The sequence below is a fragment of the Bacillus sp. WC2507 genome (assembly GCF_052656125.1).
Genome location: NZ_JBQXPN010000001.1, coordinates 4,163,460 through 4,185,588, shown reverse-complemented (window position 1 = coordinate 4,185,588; position 22,129 = coordinate 4,163,460). Strand labels below are relative to the sequence as shown.

At 35.2% G+C, this 22,129-nt stretch carries 24 protein-coding genes and 1 riboswitch; of the genes, 22 read left to right on the top strand and 2 right to left on the bottom strand.

The features are described 5' to 3' along the window. Nucleotides 1-104: 104 nt before the first annotated feature. The 11 genes from dacB to ACUN28_RS21985 all read left to right on the top strand — a co-directional run bounded on the left by dacB (nt 105) and on the right by ACUN28_RS21985 (nt 11,100). Entirely contained in the window at nt 105-1,229 is a 1,125-nt protein-coding gene (gene dacB, locus ACUN28_RS22035; protein WP_016088672.1) for a D-alanyl-D-alanine carboxypeptidase DacB, read from the top strand. Continuing rightward, on the top strand, nt 1,222-1,818 hold the full coding sequence (gene spmA / locus ACUN28_RS22030; protein WP_000247806.1) for a spore maturation protein SpmA: 597 nt from the start codon (nt 1,222-1,224) through the stop codon (nt 1,816-1,818). The genes dacB and spmA overlap by 8 nt, the downstream gene beginning before the upstream one ends. After that, on the top strand, nt 1,815-2,345 hold the full coding sequence (spmB, locus tag ACUN28_RS22025) for a spore maturation protein SpmB (RefSeq protein ID WP_016088671.1): 531 nt from the start codon (nt 1,815-1,817) through the stop codon (nt 2,343-2,345). The genes spmA and spmB overlap by 4 nt, the downstream gene beginning before the upstream one ends. A 289-nt stretch (nt 2,346-2,634) precedes the next feature. Beyond that, nucleotides 2,635-3,363, top strand: coding sequence for a 23S rRNA pseudouridine(2605) synthase RluB (rluB, locus tag ACUN28_RS22020; protein WP_016088670.1), 729 nt, complete (start codon nt 2,635-2,637; stop codon nt 3,361-3,363). Between the two features lie 94 nt (nt 3,364-3,457). After that, complete coding sequence (resA, locus tag ACUN28_RS22015) at nt 3,458-3,979, top strand: thiol-disulfide oxidoreductase ResA (RefSeq protein ID WP_016088669.1); 522 nt, start codon at nt 3,458-3,460, stop codon at nt 3,977-3,979. A 124-nt stretch (nt 3,980-4,103) separates the two neighbouring features. Next, nucleotides 4,104-5,726 carry a cytochrome c biogenesis protein ResB gene (gene resB / locus ACUN28_RS22010; protein ID WP_016088668.1) on the top strand — a complete coding sequence of 541 codons (1,623 nt, stop codon included), beginning with the start codon at nt 4,104-4,106 and terminating at the stop codon, nt 5,724-5,726. A gap of 14 nt (nt 5,727-5,740) precedes the next feature. Then, nucleotides 5,741-6,898, top strand: a complete 1,158-nt coding sequence (gene resC / locus ACUN28_RS22005) for a cytochrome c biogenesis protein ResC (protein ID WP_016088667.1) — start codon at nt 5,741-5,743, stop codon at nt 6,896-6,898. 302 nt (nt 6,899-7,200) lie between these two features. Beyond that, nucleotides 7,201-7,917, top strand: a complete 717-nt coding sequence (resD, locus tag ACUN28_RS22000; protein ID WP_000426861.1) for a DNA-binding response regulator ResD — start codon at nt 7,201-7,203, stop codon at nt 7,915-7,917. Beyond that, complete coding sequence (resE, locus tag ACUN28_RS21995; RefSeq protein WP_080118039.1) at nt 7,917-9,692, top strand: sensor histidine kinase ResE; 1,776 nt, start codon at nt 7,917-7,919, stop codon at nt 9,690-9,692. Before resD ends, resE begins: the two co-directional genes overlap by 1 nt. Nucleotides 9,693-9,819: 127 nt before the next feature. Continuing rightward, nucleotides 9,820-10,401 carry a cob(I)yrinic acid a,c-diamide adenosyltransferase gene (locus tag ACUN28_RS21990; protein ID WP_016088664.1) on the top strand — a complete coding sequence of 194 codons (582 nt, stop codon included), beginning with the start codon at nt 9,820-9,822 and terminating at the stop codon, nt 10,399-10,401. A gap of 84 nt (nt 10,402-10,485) precedes the next feature. After that, entirely contained in the window at nt 10,486-11,100 is a 615-nt protein-coding gene (locus ACUN28_RS21985) for a peptidoglycan DD-metalloendopeptidase family protein (RefSeq protein ID WP_016088663.1), read from the top strand. Nucleotides 11,101-11,129: 29 nt separating this feature from the next. Here ACUN28_RS21985 and ACUN28_RS21980 read toward each other — a convergent pair whose 3' ends face one another. Continuing rightward, the gene (locus ACUN28_RS21980) at nt 11,130-11,816 is read right to left on the bottom strand and encodes a hypothetical protein (RefSeq protein WP_016088662.1); all 687 of its coding nucleotides are present in this window, start codon (nt 11,814-11,816) and stop codon (nt 11,130-11,132) included. A gap of 246 nt (nt 11,817-12,062) precedes the next feature. Next, nucleotides 12,063-12,202: riboswitch (FMN riboswitch) on the top strand. 162 nt (nt 12,203-12,364) lie between these two features. Between ACUN28_RS21980 and ACUN28_RS21975 the strand changes: the two genes are divergently transcribed. After that, complete coding sequence (locus ACUN28_RS21975) at nt 12,365-12,943, top strand: ECF transporter S component (protein WP_000810851.1); 579 nt, start codon at nt 12,365-12,367, stop codon at nt 12,941-12,943. 280 nt (nt 12,944-13,223) lie between these two features. Here the strand turns inward: ACUN28_RS21975 and ACUN28_RS21970 are convergent, their stop codons facing one another. Beyond that, complete coding sequence (locus ACUN28_RS21970; RefSeq protein WP_002171129.1) at nt 13,224-13,472, bottom strand: ferredoxin; 249 nt, start codon at nt 13,470-13,472, stop codon at nt 13,224-13,226. Between the two features lie 298 nt (nt 13,473-13,770). Between ACUN28_RS21970 and ACUN28_RS21965 the strand changes: the two genes are divergently transcribed. The 10 genes from ACUN28_RS21965 to ACUN28_RS21920 all read left to right on the top strand — a co-directional run bounded on the left by ACUN28_RS21965 (nt 13,771) and on the right by ACUN28_RS21920 (nt 22,063). Further along, a complete protein-coding gene (locus tag ACUN28_RS21965; RefSeq protein ID WP_016088661.1) occupies nt 13,771-14,832 on the top strand; it encodes a helix-turn-helix domain-containing protein in 1,062 nt (353 codons plus the stop codon). Further along, on the top strand, nt 14,822-16,351 hold the full coding sequence (locus ACUN28_RS21960) for a RecQ family ATP-dependent DNA helicase (protein WP_016088660.1): 1,530 nt from the start codon (nt 14,822-14,824) through the stop codon (nt 16,349-16,351). The genes ACUN28_RS21965 and ACUN28_RS21960 overlap by 11 nt, the downstream gene beginning before the upstream one ends. After that, the gene (locus ACUN28_RS21955; RefSeq protein ID WP_033660049.1) at nt 16,351-16,914 is read left to right on the top strand and encodes a CPBP family intramembrane glutamic endopeptidase; all 564 of its coding nucleotides are present in this window, start codon (nt 16,351-16,353) and stop codon (nt 16,912-16,914) included. Before ACUN28_RS21960 ends, ACUN28_RS21955 begins: the two co-directional genes overlap by 1 nt. 22 nt (nt 16,915-16,936) lie before the next feature. Further along, complete coding sequence (locus tag ACUN28_RS21950) at nt 16,937-17,410, top strand: LysM peptidoglycan-binding domain-containing protein (RefSeq protein ID WP_016088658.1); 474 nt, start codon at nt 16,937-16,939, stop codon at nt 17,408-17,410. Nucleotides 17,411-17,468: 58 nt separating this feature from the next. After that, entirely contained in the window at nt 17,469-18,245 is a 777-nt protein-coding gene (locus ACUN28_RS21945; protein ID WP_016088657.1) for a metallophosphoesterase, read from the top strand. Continuing rightward, the gene (locus ACUN28_RS21940) at nt 18,245-19,120 is read left to right on the top strand and encodes a MerR family transcriptional regulator (RefSeq protein ID WP_016088656.1); all 876 of its coding nucleotides are present in this window, start codon (nt 18,245-18,247) and stop codon (nt 19,118-19,120) included. The genes ACUN28_RS21945 and ACUN28_RS21940 overlap by 1 nt, the downstream gene beginning before the upstream one ends. Before the next feature lie 77 nt (nt 19,121-19,197). Further along, the gene (locus tag ACUN28_RS21935) at nt 19,198-19,806 is read left to right on the top strand and encodes a genetic competence negative regulator (RefSeq protein WP_016088655.1); all 609 of its coding nucleotides are present in this window, start codon (nt 19,198-19,200) and stop codon (nt 19,804-19,806) included. 352 nt (nt 19,807-20,158) lie between these two features. Beyond that, nucleotides 20,159-21,445, top strand: coding sequence for an NAD-specific glutamate dehydrogenase (gene gudB, locus ACUN28_RS21930; RefSeq protein ID WP_000225171.1), 1,287 nt, complete (start codon nt 20,159-20,161; stop codon nt 21,443-21,445). A 79-nt stretch (nt 21,446-21,524) separates the two neighbouring features. Next, a complete protein-coding gene (locus tag ACUN28_RS21925) occupies nt 21,525-21,734 on the top strand; it encodes a hypothetical protein (RefSeq protein WP_016088654.1) in 210 nt (69 codons plus the stop codon). Between the two features lie 92 nt (nt 21,735-21,826). Next, nucleotides 21,827-22,063 (top strand): DUF3961 domain-containing protein, encoded by a 237-nt coding sequence (locus ACUN28_RS21920; protein WP_001983018.1) that lies wholly within the window; start codon nt 21,827-21,829, stop codon nt 22,061-22,063. Nucleotides 22,064-22,129: the final 66 nt, after the last annotated feature.

Sequence of the window (22,129 nt, the reverse complement as noted above, 5' to 3'; positions counted from 1 at the left end):
TTCTCTGCGTCTTTTTTATTGGAAGGAGAGGGAGATTTCGTTCATATTTTAAAAGGCCAAGCATACACTTGTACAAAAAGTGCCAAAAGGACGTGGGGGGAAATATGAGACGAATTTGTGTAATAATCACGCTTCTTATGATGTACGCAAGCGTTATGCCAATTCCTACATATGCAAAGATGAATAGTAATGTCAGTGCTCGAAATGCTGTATTAATGGAGCAACAGTCAGGTCGTGTATTATACGGAAAAGCAGAACATGAGCCACAAAAGATTGCTAGTATAACGAAAATTATGACTGCCTTGTTAGCTGCTGAATCAGGGAAAATGAAAGAAATGGTATCGGTTAGTAATGAAGCAGTGAGAGTAGAAGGTTCAGCAATTTATTTAAAGCCTGGACAGAAAGTGAAGTTAGAGGATTTAGTATACGGACTCATGCTTAGATCTGGTAATGATGCAGCACAAGTAATTGCTGAAAATGTAGGAGGGAGTATAGAAGGGTTTGTATATTTAATGAATGAAAAGGCGAAACAAATCGGAATGAAAGATACTCACTTTTCTAATCCACATGGTTTGGATGGAGATGGATCCCATTATTCGTCGGCTTATGATATGGCACTTTTAACGAAGTATGCAATGGGGAACGAAACCTTTAAGAAGATTTTTGGGACAAAAACGTATAAATCAGATTCATGGGATTATCCGTGGAAAAACAAACATAAACTCGTGACGTCGTATTATGAATTTGCAACAGGAGGGAAAACAGGTTTTACGAAGAAAGCAGGACGTACGCTGGTCACAACGGCATCAAAAGATGGACTAGAGCTGATTGTCGTAACTTTGAGCGCTTCTAGTGATTGGGATGATCATATGAATTTATTTGATAAAGGTTTTGAACGTTTTAAACAAACGAACGTTGTAGGGCAAGGAGCTCTTGCTGAAATAACTGAAAAGAAATATGCCAATCATGTTTATACGAAAAATAGTTTTGCGGTGCCTTTAACTGAGCAGGAGAGAAAGAATGTCGTATTAAAAGTTGAACTCGATAAAAGTGCAAAACTTAAAGATGGCGTAAAGGTTGGAAAGACAGAAATTTATGTTGGCAATGAGAAAGTTGGAGAACGGAATTTATTTTATAGTAAACGAAAGTTAGTAGCTGCAACGGGAATGTACTGGAATAATGTGAAAGAAATTTTTTCTCATATGATAGGTGTTGGGAGCGATGGTTAATCTCGTATGGGTAGCGATGGCAGTCATAGGGATTGTATATGCCATGATAAATGGAACGATGGAAGCAATAAATAAAGCCGTATTTGACGGGGCAAAAGATGCAGTAACAATTTGTATAGGACTTATTAGTGTATTAGTATTTTGGCTCGGTTTAATGAAAATTGCAGAGGAAGCAGGATTGTTAAAAAAGTTAGTGTCACTTTTTATGCCGATAGTAAAAAGGTTGTTTCCAGAAATACCAAAGGATCATCCGTCAATGGGATTTATTTTATCGAATATGATGGCAAACTTTTTTGGGTTAGGTAATGCAGCGACCCCTCTTGGTATTAAAGCGATGGAACAACTGAAAGAGTTAAATGGAGGGAAAGATTCGGCCAGTCGTTCTATGGTGACGTTTCTTGCATTAAATACATCAGCTATTACTTTAATTCCTACGACCGTCATTTCAATTCGAATGACTTATGAATCAGCGAATCCGACTGAAATTGTTGGGGTAACATTCATTGCACAAGTACTCTCTATGATTGGAGCAATCTGGATTGACCGCTATTTTTACCGAAGAAGGAGTAGAAAGGGGCGGAAAAAATGAGTATTGTAAATACCATTTCATTATGGGTAATCCCTTGTGTAATCGGTTTTATCCTTTTATATGGCACGATAAAGAAAGTGCCGACGTATGAATCGTTCGTTGAGGGAGGAAAAGAAGGGATTCAAATTGCAGTGTCCATTTTACCGTTTATGGTTGGAATGCTTGTATCTATTTCTATATTCCGAGCTTCAGGTGCGTTAGATGCAATGATATCTGTAATGAAGCCGATGTTAGATTTGATTCATGTTCCAGCAGAAATCGTTCCACTTGCACTTATACGTCCGATTTCGGGATCTGCTGGTTTAAGTATCACGACAGATTTAATTGCTACATATGGACCAGATTCGTTTATTGGAAGACTAGCTTCTACGATGCAAGGTAGTACAGATACGACTTTTTATATTTTAACAGTATACTTCGGAGCTGTTGGTATTAGGAAAATGGGAGATGCATTAAAGGTTGGACTGTTTGCCGATTTAATCGGAATTATTTGCTCAATTGTGTTTGTTTCTTTAATGTTTAAGTAATGCTATTCATTTTTTATGCTATTTCGCTTATAATATGTATACGACCACTATTAAGGTGCTGCTTAATAGTGGTTTTTTTATGCGGTATTTTTGACAAAATGATGAACTTTTATTGTGAGAAATATGAAAAAGATGGACAATAATAAAAGGTAAAAACATGATTTTACCTTTATATGTTTATTATCATCGCTATGTTGTTTAAGTAAGATGAAGCGAAAAGCCGTCAAGCGTATGCGGTTGCCAAGTCTTTCTAATGTAAGGTAAGATAAATTCGAGGTGAAAAAAAGAAATGGAACGATTACAAAAAGTGATTGCGCAAGCAGGTATTGCATCGAGAAGAAAGGCTGAGGAATTAATTCAGCAAGGAAAAGTGAAAGTTAACGGAAAAATAGTGAAGGAGTTAGGAACGAAAGTAACTCCTCAAGATAAAGTAGAAGTAAATAACATCCCTCTTGAAAAAGAAGAACCTGTTTATTTTTTACTATATAAACCAACTGGCGTAATTTCAAGTGTATCAGATGATAAAGGAAGAAATGTTGTAACAGACTTTTTCCCGGATATTACACAACGTTTATTCCCAATCGGACGCTTAGATTATGATACGTCTGGCGTATTATTAATGACAAACGATGGGGACTTCGCAAACGTATTAATGCACCCTAGATATAAAGTTGAAAAAACATATGTTGCAAAAATAAAGGGTCCACTAACAGGTGAGAAAATTCGCATGTTAGAACGCGGTGTTACATTAGAAGACGGAAAAACAGCACCAGCAAATGTGAAAATTATTTCTTGGGACAAGCGTAAAGAAATGGCGATTGTACAATTAACAATTCATGAAGGACGTAACCGTCAAGTACGTCGTATGTTTGAAGCTTTAGATTGTAAAGTAGTGAAACTAAAGCGTGAACGCTATGCTTTCTTAGAAGTAGGAAGCCTGCGACCTGGTGATGCGAGAGAATTGACACCACATGAGGTGAAACAATTACGCGCATTGGCTTCTACAAAGCCTCGCTAATCGATATTGTGAAACTTTCACCAGTGGAATGCTCCGCTGGTGATTTATTAAAAAATACATATATTCATCACTCGTCGAAGAGAGGGGAGACAATATGAAAAAAAATCGCTTATTATTTCGTGTTATTATTCTGCTCATTTTATGCGGTGCTGTAGGATTTACACTTTATCAAGGATATTTCACTGAAGAAGAGAAAATGCAAATCGGAAAAGAAGCACCTAACTTTGTTGTAACAGATTTAGAAGGGAAGAAAATTGAATTAAAAGATTTAAAGGGAAAAGGTGTATTTTTAAACTTTTGGGGCACTTGGTGTAAACCTTGCGAGAAAGAAATGCCATATATGAACGAATTATATCCAAAGTATAAAGAAAAAGGCGTAGAAATCATTGCGCTAGATGCAGATGAAACGGATATTGCTGTTAAGAATTTTGTGAAACAATACGATCTTAAGTTCCCGGTTGCAATCGATAAAGGTGGAGAAATTATAAAAACGTATGGAGTAATACCATTACCAACAAGCTTCTTGATTGATAAAGATGGTAAGGTGATTCAAGAGATTAAAGGTGAACAAACGAAGGAACAATTGGAGGAGTATTTAAAGAAAATTACTCCGTAATAAAGAAAGCCTTTACATACGAGGCGCTTACCTATAGCGCCTTCGGTTTAAAAATTCTGAGTATTGCGGTAACTCTAGGTTAGAATATACAATAGTACATATAGATACAGGGGCGGTGAGAGTATTGAAAGAAATTAAGTGTGAATGTGGACATGTGAATCCAATAGGAACCGTTTTTTGTGAAGCTTGCGGGAAACCATTTGAAAGCAATGAAAATATAAAACTATTGGATATGCGCTATGAGGGGAGTGCGCGGAGATCTCTCACGCAAACAAAAACGATAGTCGATAAAATTTGGACCTTTTTCTCTTCTGTAAAAGTGGGTGTATGGCTCATTGTAATCACTTTAGCTGCATCAGCGATAGGAACTATTTTTCCGCAAGAAATGTACATAACTCCAGGGATTGCACCAGCTGAATATTATAAACAAGAATACGGATTTTTAGGACAATTATACTATCAATTAGGATTTAATAATTTATACGGTTCGTGGTGGTATATGATTTTAATTGCTTCAATTGGTATTTCACTTGTGATATGTAGTTTAGATCGCGTCATTCCCCTGTATAAAGCTTTAAAAAAACAAGGGGTGAAAAGACACCCTAGCTTTTTAAAGAGACAACGATTATACGGAACTGGTACACCACAAGATGGTGATTTGGAAAGAGTACAAATGAATTTAAAGAAAAGAAACTATAATGTGAAAGTGGAAGACGGAAATGTTTTAGCGGAAAAGGGACGTTTTTCACGCTGGGGTCCATATGTAAATCATATCGGTCTTATTATCTTTTTATTCGGTGCGATGCTTCGTTTTTTACCGAGTATGTATGTAGACGAAGCGCTTTGGTTACGTGATGGTGAAACGAAAGAAATACCAGGGACGGATGGACAGTACTATTTGAAAAATGAGAAGTTTATAAAGGAAGTTTATGATAAAAGTAAGGATAAGGAAGTTTATGATGAAGCAATTGACCGTGTAGGCGATAAAATGATTGCGAAAAACTTCCAAACGAATGCTGTATTGTATAAAGCGGTAGGTGAAAATATAGCAGGGCAAAGTCCGAAATTAGAAAAAGTAAAAGAAGCGGAAATTCGAGTGAATGAACCGCTGAAATTTGATCAATTCGCTGTTTATCAAGTGGATTATAAAGAAAATGAATTTAAAAGTATGTCCTTTAACTTGCAAAAAAAAGAAAATAATCAAAAGTGGGGACCGATTAAAGTTGATTTAACGAATCCTGCAGAAAAATATGATTTAGGAAATGGTTATTCTTTAGAACTATTAAGCTATTTTCCTGATTTTTATTTTGATGAGAATGGAAGACCAAATACAAAAACGAAATTACCGAATAATCCTGCATTTGTGTTTAAAATGTTTACGCCTGAAACACCAGATGGTGAAGTGAGTTTTGTTGGTATTCAGCAAAATATAGAACCAGATGGGAATAACAAATATAAAATGTCGTTTGCAGGTGTTGAAATGCAAAATGCAACAGCACTTACTGTAAGGAAAGATTTAACGCTTTGGATTCTCGGTATTGGAGGATTTATATTTATGGTTGGTGTAATTCAAGGAATGTATTGGAATCATCGCCGTATTTGGATACAACGCGTTAATGATGAATGGTGGATTGCAGGACATACAAATAAAAATTGGTTCGGTTTAAAGAAAGATATTGAAAGAGTACTAGAAGGTACAGCAATTCCGCAGCCGAGCGATAAAGTAGTCGATAAAAAAATTAGTTAAGGTGGGGAAACGATATGGTGCAAATAAGTAGTAACTTTCTCTTTACCGCATTTATTTTATATTTGATTGCCACTCTATTTTTCGGGGGAGCAATTAAAGAAAAGGGTCATAAATGGGCAAATGTAGGAATAACGATTACAATTTTAGGGTTTATTGCACAAACAGTATATTTTGTAACGAGGTGGATTGCATCAGGTCATGCACCAGTTAGTAACTTTTTTGAATTCGGTACGTTTTTCGGCATGATGCTTGTCGGAGCATTTATTGTCATGTATTTTATGTACCGCGTAAGTATAATTGGACTATTTGCATTGCCAGTTGCTCTTTTATTAATTGCCTATGCAAGTATGTTTCCAAGGGAAATATCTCCGCTTATCCCATCTTTAAAAAGTAATTGGTTACATATTCACGTGACGACTGCAGCAGCAGGACAAGCAATCTTAGCAATTAGTTTTATTACGGGTGTTATGTATTTATTGAAAAATGTAGACCAATCAACGAGAACTAAACGTACATTTTGGTTAGAAACGGTCGTGTTTACACTTGTTTGTACAGTTGGGTTTATTGGAGTAACAACGGTATTTTCTAGTATGAAATATGAAGCGAAGTTTCAATGGATTGATAAGAATGAGCAACAAATGGAGATGAAGTACAATCTTCCGGCTTTAGTTGGACCGCATGAAGGAAAGTTATTGACAGAAAATAAATTAGAGCCGCCAGTTGAAGTTCCAGCGATTGTAAATGCGAAAAAATTAAATACTGTAATTTGGTCTGTGTTAGTCGGAACGTTACTTTATATCGTATTAAGGCTTACTTTACGTAAACGAGTATCAGCGGCGCTTCAGCCGTTAGTGAAAAATACGAATAGTGATTTGTTAGATGAAATTGGATATCGGTCTATTGCAATTGGATTCCCGGTGTTCACATTAGGTGCACTAATTTTTGCGATGATCTGGGCTCAAATAGCGTGGACACGTTTTTGGGGCTGGGATCCAAAAGAGGTTTGGGCGCTTATTACTTGGCTCTTTTATGCGGCGGTATTACATTTACGCTTATCAAAAGGGTGGCACGGAGAGAAGTCAGCGTGGTTAGCGGTAATTGGTTTTGCAATCATTATGTTTAATTTTATTGTAGTAAACTTAATTATCGCGGGTTTACATTCATACGCATAGAGAAATAAAATAGGAGAGTGAATGTCACTTTCCTATTTTATTTTTGTCAACTTTTCTTCTTTTTTGAGAAAAACATGACAAAGTAGCAGTTGATTTTGTAAAATGATGTCGAGGACATTATATACTGTTCAAAAAAAATACATAGTTTTGGAAAAAAATTGAACAAAATTTATTATTCTTGTGAAGCATAATGTGGAAAGTGAAACATTTAGAGAAGTGCTTAAATAAACGAGAATAGCGCAACATAATAGTGTAGAAGGGTAGGTGTGAACCGTTGTGGTAAAAATACACAGCGGGTAAAAATGGAAAATGAATCAAGAATTTTAATTGTAGATGATGAGGATCGTATCCGCCGTTTATTGAAAATGTATTTAGAAAGAGAACAATACACAATTGAAGAAGCGGATAATGGTGATACAGCTTTAGAAATGGCGTTACAAAATGATTATGATCTAATCCTATTGGATCTTATGATGCCTGGTAAAGACGGTATCGAAGTATGTAAAGGGGTTCGTGAGAAGAAAGCAACACCAATTATTATGCTGACAGCAAAAGGTGAAGAAGTAAATAGAGTACAAGGGTTTGAGGTAGGAACGGATGATTATATTGTGAAACCATTTAGCCCGCGTGAAGTAGTGCTTCGTGTGAAAGCGGTATTACGTCGTGCTGTACCAACAACATTCTTTACACAAGATACAACGACAAAAGATGTTACTGTGTTCCCTCATTTAACAATTGATAATGATGCACACCGTGTTACAGCAGATGGTAATGAAGTGAACTTAACACCGAAAGAGTACGAATTACTATTATTCTTAGCGAAAGCGCCTGATAAAGTATTTGATCGTGAACAATTGTTAAAAGAAGTATGGCAATATGAATTCTTCGGAGATTTACGTACAGTGGATACGCATGTAAAGCGTTTGCGTGAGAAGTTAAGCAAAAAATCACCAGATGCTGCGAAGATGATTGTTACCGTTTGGGGCGTAGGTTACAAGTTTGAGGTTGTGAACGACTGATGCTTTGGAGAAGTGTAGTAGGGAAGTTATGGATGACCATATTACTTCTCGTTTCGTTTGTGCTTGGATTTGTTGCGATTTTACTTTCACAGTTTTTTAGAACATATTATGTTGATATGAGTGAAGCAAGGCTTCAAAAAGTTGCAACAAGTGTTTCAGAGTTAATTGAAGAAGGTGCCGATGTAAAAACGATTGAGAATATCGCGTACAAATTCTCTGATCCACTTTCAAGGATCATTATCGTAGAAGATGGTAAAGAAATATCTTCTTCGCCGAAACAAGAAGGGTTAGTCACTCTTACAATGAATGATTTGAAAGAAGATAAAGAATTAGCGGCTGTTTTTACAGACAAAAAAGAAATTAAGAATAACATTAGAAAAGCCTCTAATAGTAGAAAGAATAAAAACACTGAAAATGATATTATGATTGTCGGAAAACCAGTACAGTCAAAAAATCAAAGTGCAGTGTTTGTATATGAATCTTTACAAGTGCCGATACAAGGTATGGAGAGAACTACGGATTTCATTTTCTTATCAGCAGGGATTGCGATTATATTAACAACTTTCTTTGCATTCTTCTTGTCTACTCGAATTACAGCACCACTCCGTAAAATGCGTGAGGTTGCTTTTGAGGTGGCGCGTGGGAAGTTTGATGCGAAGGCTCCTATGGTATCTCAGGACGAGATTGGTGAGCTTGCAACGGCCTTAAATCAAATGGGGAAACAGTTGAAGTTTAATATGAATGCCCTGCAGCAAGAAAAAGAACAGTTAGCTAGTATTTTAAGTAGTATGGCAGATGGGGTTATTACATTAAATCAAGAAGGTGAAGTCGTTGTAATCAATCCGCCGGCTGAACATTTCTTACAAGTTTGGCAAGAAGAAAAGGAAGTAGAGTTGAGTAAAAAACTACCTTCTGAACTTGTTGAACTATTCCATCTCGTTGTAGAAAGCGAACAACAACAAGTGGTTGAAATTAATTTACAAAAAGGTAACTATGTAGTTCTTATGACGCCGCTTTACAACCAAACGAAAATTCGTGGAGCTGTAGCTGTATTGCGTGATATGACGGAAGAACGTCGTCTTGAGAAGATGCGTCAAGACTTTATTGCGAATGTATCACATGAACTTCGTACACCGATGGTAATGCTTCAAGGGTATAGTGAAGCGATTTTAGATGATATTGTGCAAACGAAAGAAGAAATTAATGAGTTTGTTCAAATCATTTATGATGAATCCGTTCGTCTAGGTAAACTTGTAAATGAATTATTAGATTTAGCACGTATGGAAAGCGGTAATGTAGAGTTACATATAGGTGAAGTTGATATTCATCCTTTCGTTGAAAAAATAGGTCGTAAATTCCAAGGAATTGCAAAGGATAAAGAAGTCGCATTAACGGTTGATTTCCAAAATCCAATTGAGCAATACCCGTTTGATGCAGATCGTATGGAACAAGTATTGACGAATTTAATTGATAACGCAATTCGTCATACGAATGCAGGCGGACATGTAACGCTTGTAATTGATACGAAAAATAATGGGCTTATTTTTGAAGTGCAAGATTCGGGTGCCGGCATTCCAGAAGAAGATATTCCATTTTTATTTGATCGTTTCTACAAAGCTGATAAAGCAAGGACACGTGGAAAAAAAGGTGGAACAGGACTCGGACTTGCGATTGCAAAAAATATTGTGCAAGGCCATGATGGCAAAATTACTGTTTCAAGTGTTGTTGGAGAGGGAACTACATTCTCTGTATATTTACCAAATCGTATAATTTAGATATATGTTTTTAAAGTTGATAATACATAAAGTTCTACTGTTTTTTATTTTTTTGTAAATAAATAATAGTAGAACTTTTTTTCTATCGTAGTCGAATGAAGAATAATAAGAGGGGTGTCGTGAAGCGATGAAATTATACACAAAAACAGGAGATAAAGGGATAACAAGTGTAATAGGCGGCAGAGTGGATAAAGATGATATCCGAGTTGAAGCATATGGCACGATAGATGAGGCGAATTCTCATATTGGATATGCGATGACGAAGCTACAAGGCGGGTCTTTTGGAGATATTTACAATGAACTTGAAAATATTCAACACGAACTATTTGATTGCGGGGGAGACTTGGCGATAGTAGAGGGGAAAATTTCTTATAAAGTAAAGATCGAAATGGTCGAAAGCTTAGAAAGAAGGATTGATTCGTATATAGAAGAAGCACCGCCGTTAGAGCGCTTTATTTTACCAGGTGGAAGTGAGTCGGCAGCAGCTATTCATATTGCACGTACAGTTGTAAGGCGGGCAGAACGATGTATCGTGTCTTTACAAAAAGAAGGGGAAATAAATGAAGTTGTTCTAAAGTATGTAAATAGATTATCTGATTATTTGTTTGCAGTAGCTAGAGTAATAAACGCTCGATTACAAGTAAAAGATGTGGAGTATAATCGCAGTGCAATCGTTTTTCGTGATAAAAAAGAAAAGGAAGTGGAGTGATTCACTTTCTTTTTTTGTATACTTTTTTCTGTAATATACCAAAATAGAGAAGGTATGGTGTTAATTAGAAAACGGAGGATATATATGAAAGTGTTAAAATGTGGCGTCATGTTATTGACAGTACTGTTTTTATCTCAATTACATGTGTACGCAGATGGAAATCGATGGACATGGCCTGTTGAAGGGCAGATAAGTGATTATTTTGGGACAAGGCATGGAAAACACTACGGTATAGATATAGCGGCACCGATCGGCGCGCCTGTGGCAGCTATTCAAGAGGGGAAGGTAACAAAGTCTTATTATTCAAGTAGTTATGGAAACGTTGTATTTATTAAACATGGAGAATATGAGGCTGTGTATGCACATTTAAATAAGAGATATGTAGTTCAAGGGGATAATATTTCAAAAGGAAAAATAATTGGAGAAGTAGGAAATACGGGAGAATCGCGAGGTGCACACTTACATTTAGAAGTTCATCAAGGCAGATGGACGATGGCGAAAAAGAATGCAATGAATCCATTGCTTGTTTTAAATGAACAAAGAAATGAAGTCGTTTCCTCATCGTTATATGTCGTGCAAAAAGGGGACACTTTAGTTAGTATTGCCCGGAAATTTAGTATGACAGTTAAGGAAATTAAAGAAAAAAACGGCTTGCAGCAAGAGCTGATTTATCAAAATCAACAATTATACGTAAAGTGAAAAAAAGAGCTAGTTTAACTAGCTCTTTTTTACCAAAAAATAAAGACACATATAAATCCAGAAATAGCTAAGTAGCTATATAAGTAAAATACTTTTGTTCTTGTTTTTTCGTTTGTTCGAAACAGTACAATAGTCGGTTCAATTAAACCGATTGTCAAACAAAGTAAACCAAGAAGCATACAGCCGATTGAAATGGAGTACAAGGCGATTTGTGGTGCTTGAAATGGAATCATCCATTTTAATAAAAATGCAATAAGTGCAGTGTAGCAAATGCTGCCGATGTATTTATTCAACGGTGCATTAGAACGGAAACCTGGAAGTTTTTTTAAGAAAGAGCGGGAAACAACTTCAGTTTGTAAAGATGTATGCTCTTCGATTATCTTTTGAGCTTCTTTTCCTTTTTGAAAAAGGGATAATATCCAGTTCCGCTCACCTTGAAAAATAAATTGAGAAGTTGTTAAATAATGATCCACCTTCACTTTATTCCAATTCTTCCACGGATGACGCTCACACAATTTTAATTTACTCTCTGTTTTTTTATCATACTGATAAATACTGATGCCATCTTCGTCGAAAGCAGCATAGTATGTCTCTCTTGAGAATGTGCCTAAATCAATTGGACAGTAGAAAAGTAATTCTTTTTTCAAATAAAAGTATTCTTTTCTTAAGTTTTTTTTCATTGTTTCTCGAATAGAGTGTCTCTTTTCTTTCTTCATGACATTTCCTCCATAATCCAGAAAATGTTCTTATCTTAACAATTCAACATCTTATCACTTTTAATTATATATGACTAGGGGATTCATAGGAGAAATGCCGAATTGTAAAAAAACTGGGGTGTATTGTAAAATATAGTGATTGGTTTTTGATTATATAAAATTAATAACTTATTTTTAATAAGTTACACTTTTTTTGTTCACAATACAATCGTGTTGTTGTATAATGAAGTGGAAAATAGAATATCGGTCTATCTTCGGGGCAGGGTGAAAATCCCGACCGGCGGTGATGAACTATATGTGATTTTGTTCTAAGCCCGCGAGCCGTTAAGGCAGGATTTGGTGTGATTCCAAAGCCGACAGTACAGTCTGGATGGGAGAAGATGGAGGTTCAAGCGTTCAAAAAAGATATGAATTTGAACGTCTGTTTGATGTGCCTTAAATTCTCCCTTTGTGTAAAACACAAAGGGTTTTTTCGTTCTATGAAAAAGTAGGCATAGCAGAACCTTTCCACTTTCCATGAGATGATCGATGGAAAAGGAGAGAGAAAGATGAAACAAAAAAACAGTGTAGTGCAGATGGTGAGTGTAGCAATGCTAAGTAGTATTGCATATTTACTGATGATGTTGGATTTCCCGTTCCCAGGGCTTCCGCCATTTTTAAAAATTGATTTTAGTGATGTACCAGCTCTAATTGCTGCGATTATTTTCGGGCCAGTTGCAGGGATAATTGTAGAGGCGATAAAGAATATTTTACATTACGGGATTCAAGGGAGTTTAACGGGAGTGCCAGTTGGAGAAATTGCTAACTTTATTGCAGGATGTTTATTTATTGGACCGGCAGCTTTCTTATTTAGGAAGTATCGTACTGTTAAGAGCTTAACGACAGGATTAATGCTAGGGACAATTACAATGGCGCTCATTATGAGTGTATTAAATTACATCATTATATTCCCAGCTTACACTTGGTTTTTAAATTCACCAGCTATGTCTAGCGAGGCTATAAGAACAACGGTTGTAACGGCAATCTTACCATTTAATTTGATTAAAGGAATTGTTGTGACAATTGTATTTGTAGCGTTATTCTCACGCCTGAAAGTATGGGTGTTTGCAAAAATGAAAAATGCATAAAATATAAAGTGAAACTTTAATCAGTGGGGGTTTTGTTCCTCTCCCGCTGATTATCATTCCTCACCAATCGGGCCTTTACGGGCAGCCCGACCTTCACCTAACTTCTTTGTTTTCGTTGAATTTTGAGGTGGGGGTCTTACGGCCTGGCAAATAGCGGGGTAAAATAAAACCATTAGTAGTATGGAACTACTAATGGTTTTTTATTAAGGAGAATGAAAATAAAAAAAACAAAAAATACCCCTCTAATTAATGAGGGGTATTTTTTGAAGTTAATAAAAGACTATTCGAATTTTAAAGCATCGCCGTCGAATGATTCGTCAGCAACTTTAATTGAGTCAGTTGGACAACCTTCGAATGCATCCATCATATCTTCAACTAATACATCTGGAATTTCAACGATACCTTGGTTATCGTCTAACGTTACAAATGCAATACCTTCATCATCATAATCATAAATGTCTGGTGCAGCAGCGCCGCAAGCACCACATGCGATACAAGTATCTTTATCAACGATTGTATATTTTGCCATCTTTTTTCCCTCCTGATAATATGTATGTGAAAAGCTCGCCATAAAAATTATAATCTTATTGTAAAACGGTTTTTAAAACTTTTCAACATAAAATTATAATGATAATGCTTATCAATTAGAGTGTCAACTAATTTTTGAATTATGTCATAAGATTTTCAAAATACGTAAATGTTATTTCGTTTGGTACAATAGAATATATACAAGTATATATTGCCGATATGATAAGTTTAATCAGTAACGGTAGACGTTGTAATCATACAAAAAAGCAATTAAGTTAGATTGAAAGGTGGAAGCGGTAATGCAACTACAATATACTTTATTGTATTGTTTAAAACAATTGAATGGTGAAAGGACCGTTTCTTCTATTTATTATTTATTAAAGGGAAAACGTTCTTCGCAAACGTTACAAGATGGAAATATGTTCCGAATTTCTTTTTTGTTTGGAATATATAAATCGTTAAATAGAACTGAATATGATCGTGAAGTTGCAAAGTTGTTGCAAGCAGATTTGATTCAAGAAATACATGAAAATACATATTTGTTAACATCTAAAGGTAAAATGCAGTTACATACATGGGAGGAAGTGTATGCTTTTCCAGCGCATTTACATGGTTTGCACTATGGTGAATTAGGTGAAACATTTTGGAAAAGATTATCATTAATTATTCAAACTATATCTAATTTACAACAGAATAATACGAAGTTTATTCCTATTCAACAAGATACAGAAATAATGGTGTGGGTAAAACGCTTTTTAACAGGTATACCGTATAGGCGAAGTGAATTGGCAAAAAGATTATGGGGAGAAATACATAATCTTCTAGGAAAAGGTAATGCGATAGAAGCGACGATTGTAACATATCGATTAACAGGATATAAACGTATCGGTTATACATTGCAGCAATTAGCGGAAATTACGAAACAAGATATATTCAGGGTGTACTTTTTATTTTGGGGTACAATTCACTTCCTTATACAAGAAGTTCGTGATAAAGAAAATGAATTTCCGCTATTAGCTGAGATTATTTCTTATCCAAATGAGAGAGCTGAACTATTTAGTTTATCAACGAAAAAAACATATAATTTTTGGAGACAAGGGCGCTCTTTAGATGAAATAGCGACAATTAGAAATTTAAAGGTTGCAACGATAGAAGATCATTTTGTTGAAATTGCATTGCGAGAGAAAGATTTTTCTATCGAGATGTTTATGGAAAAAGACAAAATAGATAAAGTAACAAAAGTAATTGATGCATTACAAACACGTAAGTTGCGTGAGTTGAAACAAGCGGTTGGAGAAGATATCTCCTATTTTGAGGTCCGTCTTGTATTGGCACGGATGGAGGGTATAAATGAAACTTGAGGAATATTTATATAGGTGGTTTGGATATTCTGAATTTCGTCCAGGTCAAAAAGGGGTAATTACAGATTTATTGGAAGGAAAAGATGTTATAGCGATGCTTCCGACTGGAAGAGGGAAGTCTATGTGCTATCAACTTCCAGGGCTAATACAAGAAGGAACCGTGCTTGTTGTATCACCATTATTATCTTTGATGGAAGATCAGGTTACACAATTAAAGTATGTTGTGAAAAACCGAGTGATAGCATTTAATAGTTTTCGGACAGTATATGAAAAAAGAGAAGCGATGAAAAAATTAGCTTCATATAAATTTATTTTTGTTTCACCAGAGATGTTGCAGTCGGAATTGTTAATAAGAGAATTGAAGAAAGTTCATATTTCATTATTTGTTGTGGATGAGGCTCATTGTATTTCGCAATGGGGTTATGATTTTAGACCAGACTATAAAAAACTAAATGTAGTCATTGAGAATATCGGGTCTCCTGCGGTGCTAGCATTAACGGCAACAGCGACGAAAGATGTACTTCGAGATATAGCAGAGAGTTTGAGTTTAAAGAATGTTGCGCAGCATGTATACTCTATTGATCGTCCAAATATTGCAATGGAAGTACAATTTGTGGAGACGATAGAAGAGAAGAAAGAAGCGCTTTTGGACCAGGTGATGTATTTACAAGGGCCAGGGATTGTATATTGTTCAAGCAGAGCGTGGACAGAACGTTTGACGGAATATTTAAGAGGAAAAGGCGTGACAGGTGTCGCTTTTTATCATGGCGGTATGGAACATGAAGAGCGTATGTTAATTCAACAGCAATTTATGAATGACCAGTTGCAGCTTGTAATATGCACAAGTGCTTTTGGTATGGGAGTAAATAAGTCGAATACGAGATATATTATTCATTTCCATTATCCGACTAATATAGCTTCTTATTTACAAGAAATTGGAAGGGCTGGAAGAGATGGTGAACCGAGTATAGCTATCTTACTATGTAGTCCGTTAGATCACGATTTGCCAATTTCAATAATTGAAGATGAATTGCCACGTCAGTCGCAAATACAATTTTTATTTTCTTTACTACAAGAAAGAATGTTTCAAACGAAAGAATTACCAATAGAAGAGGTAGAAGAAATTTGTTATAATGCAGCAAGATTTAATGAACAATATTGGCGTTTCATCCGCTATCATCTCGAACAGCTTGGAATCATACAACAGCGAAAATTAAAATTGGAGAGCTTGTCAGATGAAATTATGAACAGATTAATAGCTGAAGTAGAAATAAGGCTGCGTAATAAATATAGTGAGCTAGAAAACATGAAATCATGGATACAAGTGAAAGGATGTAGACGTGAATATTTGCTGCAACAGTTCGGTTATAGAAAAGAGAACGAGTTAAAAAATTGCTGTGACTATTGTAGTATTACAAAAACAGATTATAAAAAAAGACAAGCGCAACAATCGGATTTCGACTATAATTGGGAAACAGAGTTACAAAAGCTTTTCGGTCTAGAAAAGATGGGGGAATGATGAACATTCAAAGGCATAATATTGAAGATATGAGTCCGAAAGAAATAAGGCTGAATCTGTATATCACACAGTTCATTATTATCGGTATCGGCTGTTTACTAGCGTATATATTATTCCGAGATATAAAATCGGTGTATAGTCTGTGGAAATGGGAACCGGTGTCTATACTTATAATAGGTGGCTTATTAGCAATTGGTATTGTGTTATTAGATTATGTTGCAATGCGAGTATTTCCAGAGTCTTGGTTTGATGATGGTGGTATTAACGATAGGATGTTTCAAGGAATGTCAGTTATGCATCTACTCGCTATTACGTTCATTATCGGTTTTGCAGAAGAATTTTTATTTAGAGGTGTAGTGCAGACGCACTTTGGAATTGTAATAGCGAGTTTAGTATTTGCAGTGTTACATATTCGGTATATAAAAAAGCCATTTTTGTTTTGTTTCGTCTGTTTCATTAGTTTTGTCTTTGGTTATGTATTTGAATGGACAGGAAATTTGTTTATAACAATCTTTGCACACTTTCTTGTTGATTTTATAATGGGACTCCAATTAAGAAAATAAATGGAAGGTGGTGGTGAACAACATGAGAAAACGAATTCCTGATTTTGAAGAGGAATTAGAAGTTGAGCGAGTAGAAGAAAAAGAAGGTTTACCGCCGCGTAGTGAAATTCATAGAAATAAAGAGAAAAAACAAAAGTTTAAAATGAATCATATTTTCGTCCGAGTTTTAACATTTCTATTCATATTACTACCAATTAGTATCTTATGGTATACAGATAAATATATTCAAGTGAAAAGTGATGGTAATAACGCTGGAAAAAGTGCATTTGAGGTCATTTTCTTTGATTCAGCTAAATCTGAGTCACCATCTGAGAAAGTAGTAACGCATACGGTGAAAGAGGGAGAAACTTTAGAAAGTATAGCGAAGCAATATTTTTCAGATGAAACTGGGATCGAAGTGATTAAAAAGTATAATGATTTACAAGAAGATAAAGTGAGTGTGGGTCAAGAAATAAAAATTCCGATAAAAGATAAGTCCGCAAAGCAGGAGAGCTAGTAAAATACTTGTTATAAAAACTGAGGATTATCTTTATGAGGAAGGGAGTAAAAAATATATGATATGGATTATCTTATTAAGTACTCTCATATGTATTGGTATTATATTTCTTCTTGTAATGTATACAGAAGCAATGCGTAATACTGTGTTAGAACATACTTTAATATTTGAAGAATTTCCGAAAAGTTTTCAAAAAGTAAAGGTGTTTTTTATTTCTGATATTCATAGAAGAGTCATTCCAAGTACGTTAATTGAACAAGTAAAAGGAAAAGTAGATCTTGTAATTATTGGTGGTGATTTAGCGGAAAGAGGTGTCCCTTTATCAAAAATCTCTGCAAATATACAAAAGTTAAGAGAGATAGCTCCTGTATATTTTGTATGGGGAAATAATGATTATGAGATTGAATATCACGAATTAGATGCTTTGTTATTAGAAAATAATGTGAAAGTTTTAGATAATACAAGAGTTATATTTGAGTCTGAATTAGGAGAGAAAATTTGTTTGCTTGGTGTAGATGATGTTGGTTTGAAACGAGATCGTTTAGATTTAGCGTTGGCTGATTGTAAAGAAGATGGTTTTCGTATATTAATTAGCCACAACCCTGACATATTAAATAAAATGTCTGGAAAAGAACAAATTTCACTTGTGTTAAGTGGGCATACACATGGAGGACAGATTCGATTATTCCCGTCTAAAAAATATTTAAAAGGTGGCGTATATAAGCATTCCAATGTGACTCTTTTTGTTAGTAATGGATATGGAACGACGCTGATTCCACTTCGCTTTCGAGCACCTGCTCAAACACATATTATTACGTTATGCGGAGGGAAATGATGCCAACTCTAAACGGAAAATATAACATAAAAGCTGTTTCGAATATAATTGGAGTTCAGCCGAGTACGCTTCGTGCGTGGGAAAGACGATATCAAATTATTGCCCCAAAGCGGAATCATGCGGGGCATCGATTATATACAGAAGAGCATATTCAAATTTTGAAATGGTTAATGGACAAAGTTTCTTCTGGTATGATGATTGGACAAGCAGTTCAATTATTAGAAGGGAATCGTTTGCAGAGTAATGTTCAAAAAGAAATACATTACGATAAAGAAGTTGTTTTAGTGGACGATTTACTACAAGCTTTGTTAAAATTTGATGAAATTACAACTTCTGCATTGTTAAACGAGGCTTTTAGTATTTATGCAACAGAAAAAGTTATAGCAAGTATGATTCTTCAAGTGACAAATAAATTGTTAACGTTAAAAAATAATAATGAAGTTACAATGGTGCAATTCCAATATGTCGTATCATTTTTACAAACTCGTCTAGGAATGGTGTATCATAATGCATCATCGTTTTCTTCTATACACAAAGTTGTTGTGTTAGAAAATAATATGTTGAAAGGATTTGTTTTCTCAACGTATTTACGCTTAAAAGGATATGAGGTGATATATATTAGGTCAAACTTAGCAGAAGATAGTATTTTGTTAGCTGTTGAGCAAATACAGCCTACATATGTAGTAGTCTCTTTTGATGACGGAAGAGAACTTAAGAATGCGATGAATTACTTGAGTTTGTTGCAAGAAAAAAGTGAGAACCTTTCTGCTGGGTTTATAGGAAAAATAGGTGCTCGAGATCAGTTGAACATTCAAACAAGCTTAATTGGTGATACGAAAGAAGAATGGGATGATTGGTTAAAAATGTTAGAATAGTTGTTCGAAAAGAACCATCTATTTTCTATTTCATATAATAAAAATTATATTCACTGGTTGCGCAGGGAGGGTATGAGATGAGGCTGGAACGATTAAATTACAATAAGATAAAAATTTTCTTAACATTTGATGATTTATCTGAACGAGGATTAACGAAAGAAGATTTGTGGAGAAATGCACCGAAAGTTCAGCAATTATTTCGTGATATGATGCAAGAAGCAAATAAGGAACTAGGATTTGAAGCGGATGGTCCGATTGCAGTTGAAGTATTTTCTCTACAAGCGCAAGGAATGGTCGTAATTGTAACGAAAGAACATCAAGATGTGGATACAGATGATGAGTTCCGTGACGAGTTTATTGAAATGCAAGTGACTCTAGATGAAAGCGAGCATATACTTTATGAGTTTGCTACACTAGATGACGTAATTAACCTGTCGAATCGTTTATATAACCTTGATGTAACTGGCGGAAAGCTATATACGTGGGATGGGCGTTTCTATCTTTGGATGGAAGAAGAGGAGCAAGTTCAATTACTGAAGGCAGATTTTATAGCTATTTTAGCGGAATATGGTAATCCGTCTACAGCAACTATTTATCGTTTAATGGAGTACGGTAAAGAATTAATGGCTTCTCAAGCAATTGAACAAATACACCATTACTTTGTAAAAAAACAAAACCTTAGCTAATATAACATGGCTAAGGTTTTGTTTTTTTATTTGGAAAAACTAAAAGTATGGGTCTGAAAATTTCAAAACGACTCATGGTATAGAGTGAATCATAAATACTTGAGCATTCTTTATTGTATTTAAATATATCTTTTCAAGGCGCTGTATGTAAGTGAAATAAAAAATATTTAAATATTTAAGTATTTTACTTTTCTAAAAGCAATAAAAGGACTATAATGATAGTGAAAACGCTTGCAACAGAAAATAGTTTGTATATATTTGTTAGCGTTTTCTATTGCATTCCAAATTTAACGGTGTATACTAGGCAATGAAGGTTTACTAAACAAGTGAAATTACAGGGGGTTTACTTACTATGGTAGCCGAAAAGGGAACTCAAACAAAAACACAACAACAAAGGGAACAACATTTTGAACTATTGAATTCGACACAAATTGTTATTAGTGAAGCATTAGAAAAATTGGGTTATCCAAACGAAGTATATGAATTATTAAAAGAACCAATTCGTATGATGACAGTGAAAATACCAGTTCGTATGGATGACGGGACTGTTAAAATATTTACAGGATATCGTGCACAACATAATGATGCTGTTGGTCCAACGAAAGGTGGAATTCGCTTCCATCCGAATGTAACAGAAAACGAAGTGAAAGCACTTTCAATCTGGATGAGTTTAAAATGTGGTATTGTTGATTTACCATACGGTGGAGGTAAAGGTGGAATTATCTGTGACCCGCGTGAAATGTCATTCCGTGAGTTAGAAAGATTAAGCCGCGGTTATGTACGAGCAATTAGCCAAATCGTAGGACCGACGAAAGATATTCCAGCTCCAGATGTATTCACAAACTCTCAAATTATGGCATGGATGATGGATGAATATAGCCGTATTGATGAATTTAATTCACCAGGATTTATTACAGGTAAGCCACTTGTATTAGGTGGATCACATGGACGTGAAACAGCAACGGCGAAAGGTGTAACAATTTGTATTCGCGAAGCTGCAAAAAAACGCGACATTGATATTAAAGGTGCGCGCGTTGTTGTTCAAGGATTCGGTAATGCTGGTAGCTTCTTAGCTAAATTTATGCATGATGCAGGCGCGAAAGTTATTGCAATCTCAGATGCTTACGGTGCATTGCATGATCCAAACGGATTAGATATTGATTATTTATTAGACCGTCGTGATAGCTTCGGTACAGTAACAAAACTATTTAATAATACAATTTCAAACAAAGAATTGTTAGAACTTGATTGCGATATTTTAGTTCCAGCTGCAATTGAGAACCAAATTACAGAAGAAAATGCTAATAATATTAAAGCAAAAATCGTTGTTGAAGCTGCAAACGGTCCGACAACATTAGAAGCAACTAAAATTTTAACAGATCGCGGAATTTTACTTGTTCCAGACGTATTAGCAAGTGCTGGTGGTGTAACGGTATCTTACTTCGAGTGGGTACAAAATAACCAAGGTTACTACTGGACTGAAGAAGAAGTAGAACAACGTTTAGAAAAAGTAATGGTAAGATCATTTGATTCTATTTATGAAACAGCACAAGTTCGTAAAGTGAACATGCGCTTAGCAGCGTATATGGTCGGTGTTCGTAAAATGGCTGAGGCAAGTCGCTTCAGAGGTTGGGTATAAATATTATATTGTGAGAAAACGTGATTCCTTTCGAGGGAATCACGTTTTTTTGTTGAAGTATTAGTGTGAGGTGTTGTATATGGAAAATGAAATGATGGAACGAGTAGAACAATTAGAAGAAAAGGTGAAGAGGCTAGAGGGAGAACTCGCAAGAACGATGAAAGTCCAAAAAACAAGTAGCGTTCGGGTGTTTGGAGAAGGGCTATTGTTTTTAATATTTGGTGCAGTTGTAGTAGGACCGATTATAGCCTTCGTAATCTCGATTCTTACCTGGTTGGCTGAAAAATAAAATAAAAATAAAAAGAACGCTTGTTCTACACGAACAAACGTGCTATACTCTCCTTAGATAAACAAAACGGAAATGATTTTAAGGAGAGATAAATGATGAAAATGACAGTAGACCAAAGATTTATGATGCCAGCAGATGTTGTAGAACGAGTGGAAGTATTAAGAAACAAACAAAGTAAGCGCGGCACATTATTGCAATCAGTAAATAAATTTTTCGGTTTAGATACGAAAGAAGATTGTGTTTGGTTTTACGGTTTTTATGGAGTTGCTGTAAGTATTTTACTATTTATGGTGTTCACATCAAATATTTTCGATTTTCTCTTCGCGTAAGAAATATGCTATAAGGACATTGCTACCGAATACATATATAAGGAAGTAAAGTAATCTTCTGAAGCG

Excerpts from the sequence above, each read along its gene's own strand:
- ACUN28_RS21970 (WP_002171129.1), bottom strand. The coding sequence starts at position 13,472 with ATGGCAAAATATACAATCGTTGATAAAGATACTTGTATCGCATGTGGT.
- ACUN28_RS21960 (WP_016088660.1), top strand. The coding sequence starts at position 14,822 with ATGAAACTTGAGGAATATTTATATAGGTGGTTTGGATATTCTGAATTT.
- spmB (WP_016088671.1), top strand. The coding sequence starts at position 1,815 with ATGAGTATTGTAAATACCATTTCATTATGGGTAATCCCTTGTGTAATC.
- dacB (WP_016088672.1), top strand. The coding sequence starts at position 105 with ATGAGACGAATTTGTGTAATAATCACGCTTCTTATGATGTACGCAAGC.
- ACUN28_RS21950 (WP_016088658.1), top strand. The coding sequence starts at position 16,937 with ATGAGAAAACGAATTCCTGATTTTGAAGAGGAATTAGAAGTTGAGCGA.
- ACUN28_RS21955 (WP_033660049.1), top strand. The coding sequence starts at position 16,351 with ATGAACATTCAAAGGCATAATATTGAAGATATGAGTCCGAAAGAAATA.
- ACUN28_RS21990 (WP_016088664.1), top strand. The coding sequence starts at position 9,820 with ATGAAATTATACACAAAAACAGGAGATAAAGGGATAACAAGTGTAATA.
- ACUN28_RS21975 (WP_000810851.1), top strand. The coding sequence starts at position 12,365 with ATGAAACAAAAAAACAGTGTAGTGCAGATGGTGAGTGTAGCAATGCTA.
- ACUN28_RS21945 (WP_016088657.1), top strand. The coding sequence starts at position 17,469 with ATGATATGGATTATCTTATTAAGTACTCTCATATGTATTGGTATTATA.
- ACUN28_RS21935 (WP_016088655.1), top strand. The coding sequence starts at position 19,198 with ATGAGGCTGGAACGATTAAATTACAATAAGATAAAAATTTTCTTAACA.
- ACUN28_RS21940 (WP_016088656.1), top strand. The coding sequence starts at position 18,245 with ATGCCAACTCTAAACGGAAAATATAACATAAAAGCTGTTTCGAATATA.
- resC (WP_016088667.1), top strand. The coding sequence starts at position 5,741 with ATGGTGCAAATAAGTAGTAACTTTCTCTTTACCGCATTTATTTTATAT.
- resE (WP_080118039.1), top strand. The coding sequence starts at position 7,917 with ATGCTTTGGAGAAGTGTAGTAGGGAAGTTATGGATGACCATATTACTT.
- spmA (WP_000247806.1), top strand. The coding sequence starts at position 1,222 with ATGGTTAATCTCGTATGGGTAGCGATGGCAGTCATAGGGATTGTATAT.
- ACUN28_RS21985 (WP_016088663.1), top strand. The coding sequence starts at position 10,486 with ATGAAAGTGTTAAAATGTGGCGTCATGTTATTGACAGTACTGTTTTTA.
- ACUN28_RS21920 (WP_001983018.1), top strand. The coding sequence starts at position 21,827 with ATGATGAAAATGACAGTAGACCAAAGATTTATGATGCCAGCAGATGTT.
- ACUN28_RS21965 (WP_016088661.1), top strand. The coding sequence starts at position 13,771 with ATGCAACTACAATATACTTTATTGTATTGTTTAAAACAATTGAATGGT.
- ACUN28_RS21925 (WP_016088654.1), top strand. The coding sequence starts at position 21,525 with ATGGAAAATGAAATGATGGAACGAGTAGAACAATTAGAAGAAAAGGTG.
- rluB (WP_016088670.1), top strand. The coding sequence starts at position 2,635 with ATGGAACGATTACAAAAAGTGATTGCGCAAGCAGGTATTGCATCGAGA.
- resD (WP_000426861.1), top strand. The coding sequence starts at position 7,201 with ATGGAAAATGAATCAAGAATTTTAATTGTAGATGATGAGGATCGTATC.
- ACUN28_RS21980 (WP_016088662.1), bottom strand. The coding sequence starts at position 11,816 with ATGAAGAAAGAAAAGAGACACTCTATTCGAGAAACAATGAAAAAAAAC.
- resA (WP_016088669.1), top strand. The coding sequence starts at position 3,458 with ATGAAAAAAAATCGCTTATTATTTCGTGTTATTATTCTGCTCATTTTA.
- gudB (WP_000225171.1), top strand. The coding sequence starts at position 20,159 with ATGGTAGCCGAAAAGGGAACTCAAACAAAAACACAACAACAAAGGGAA.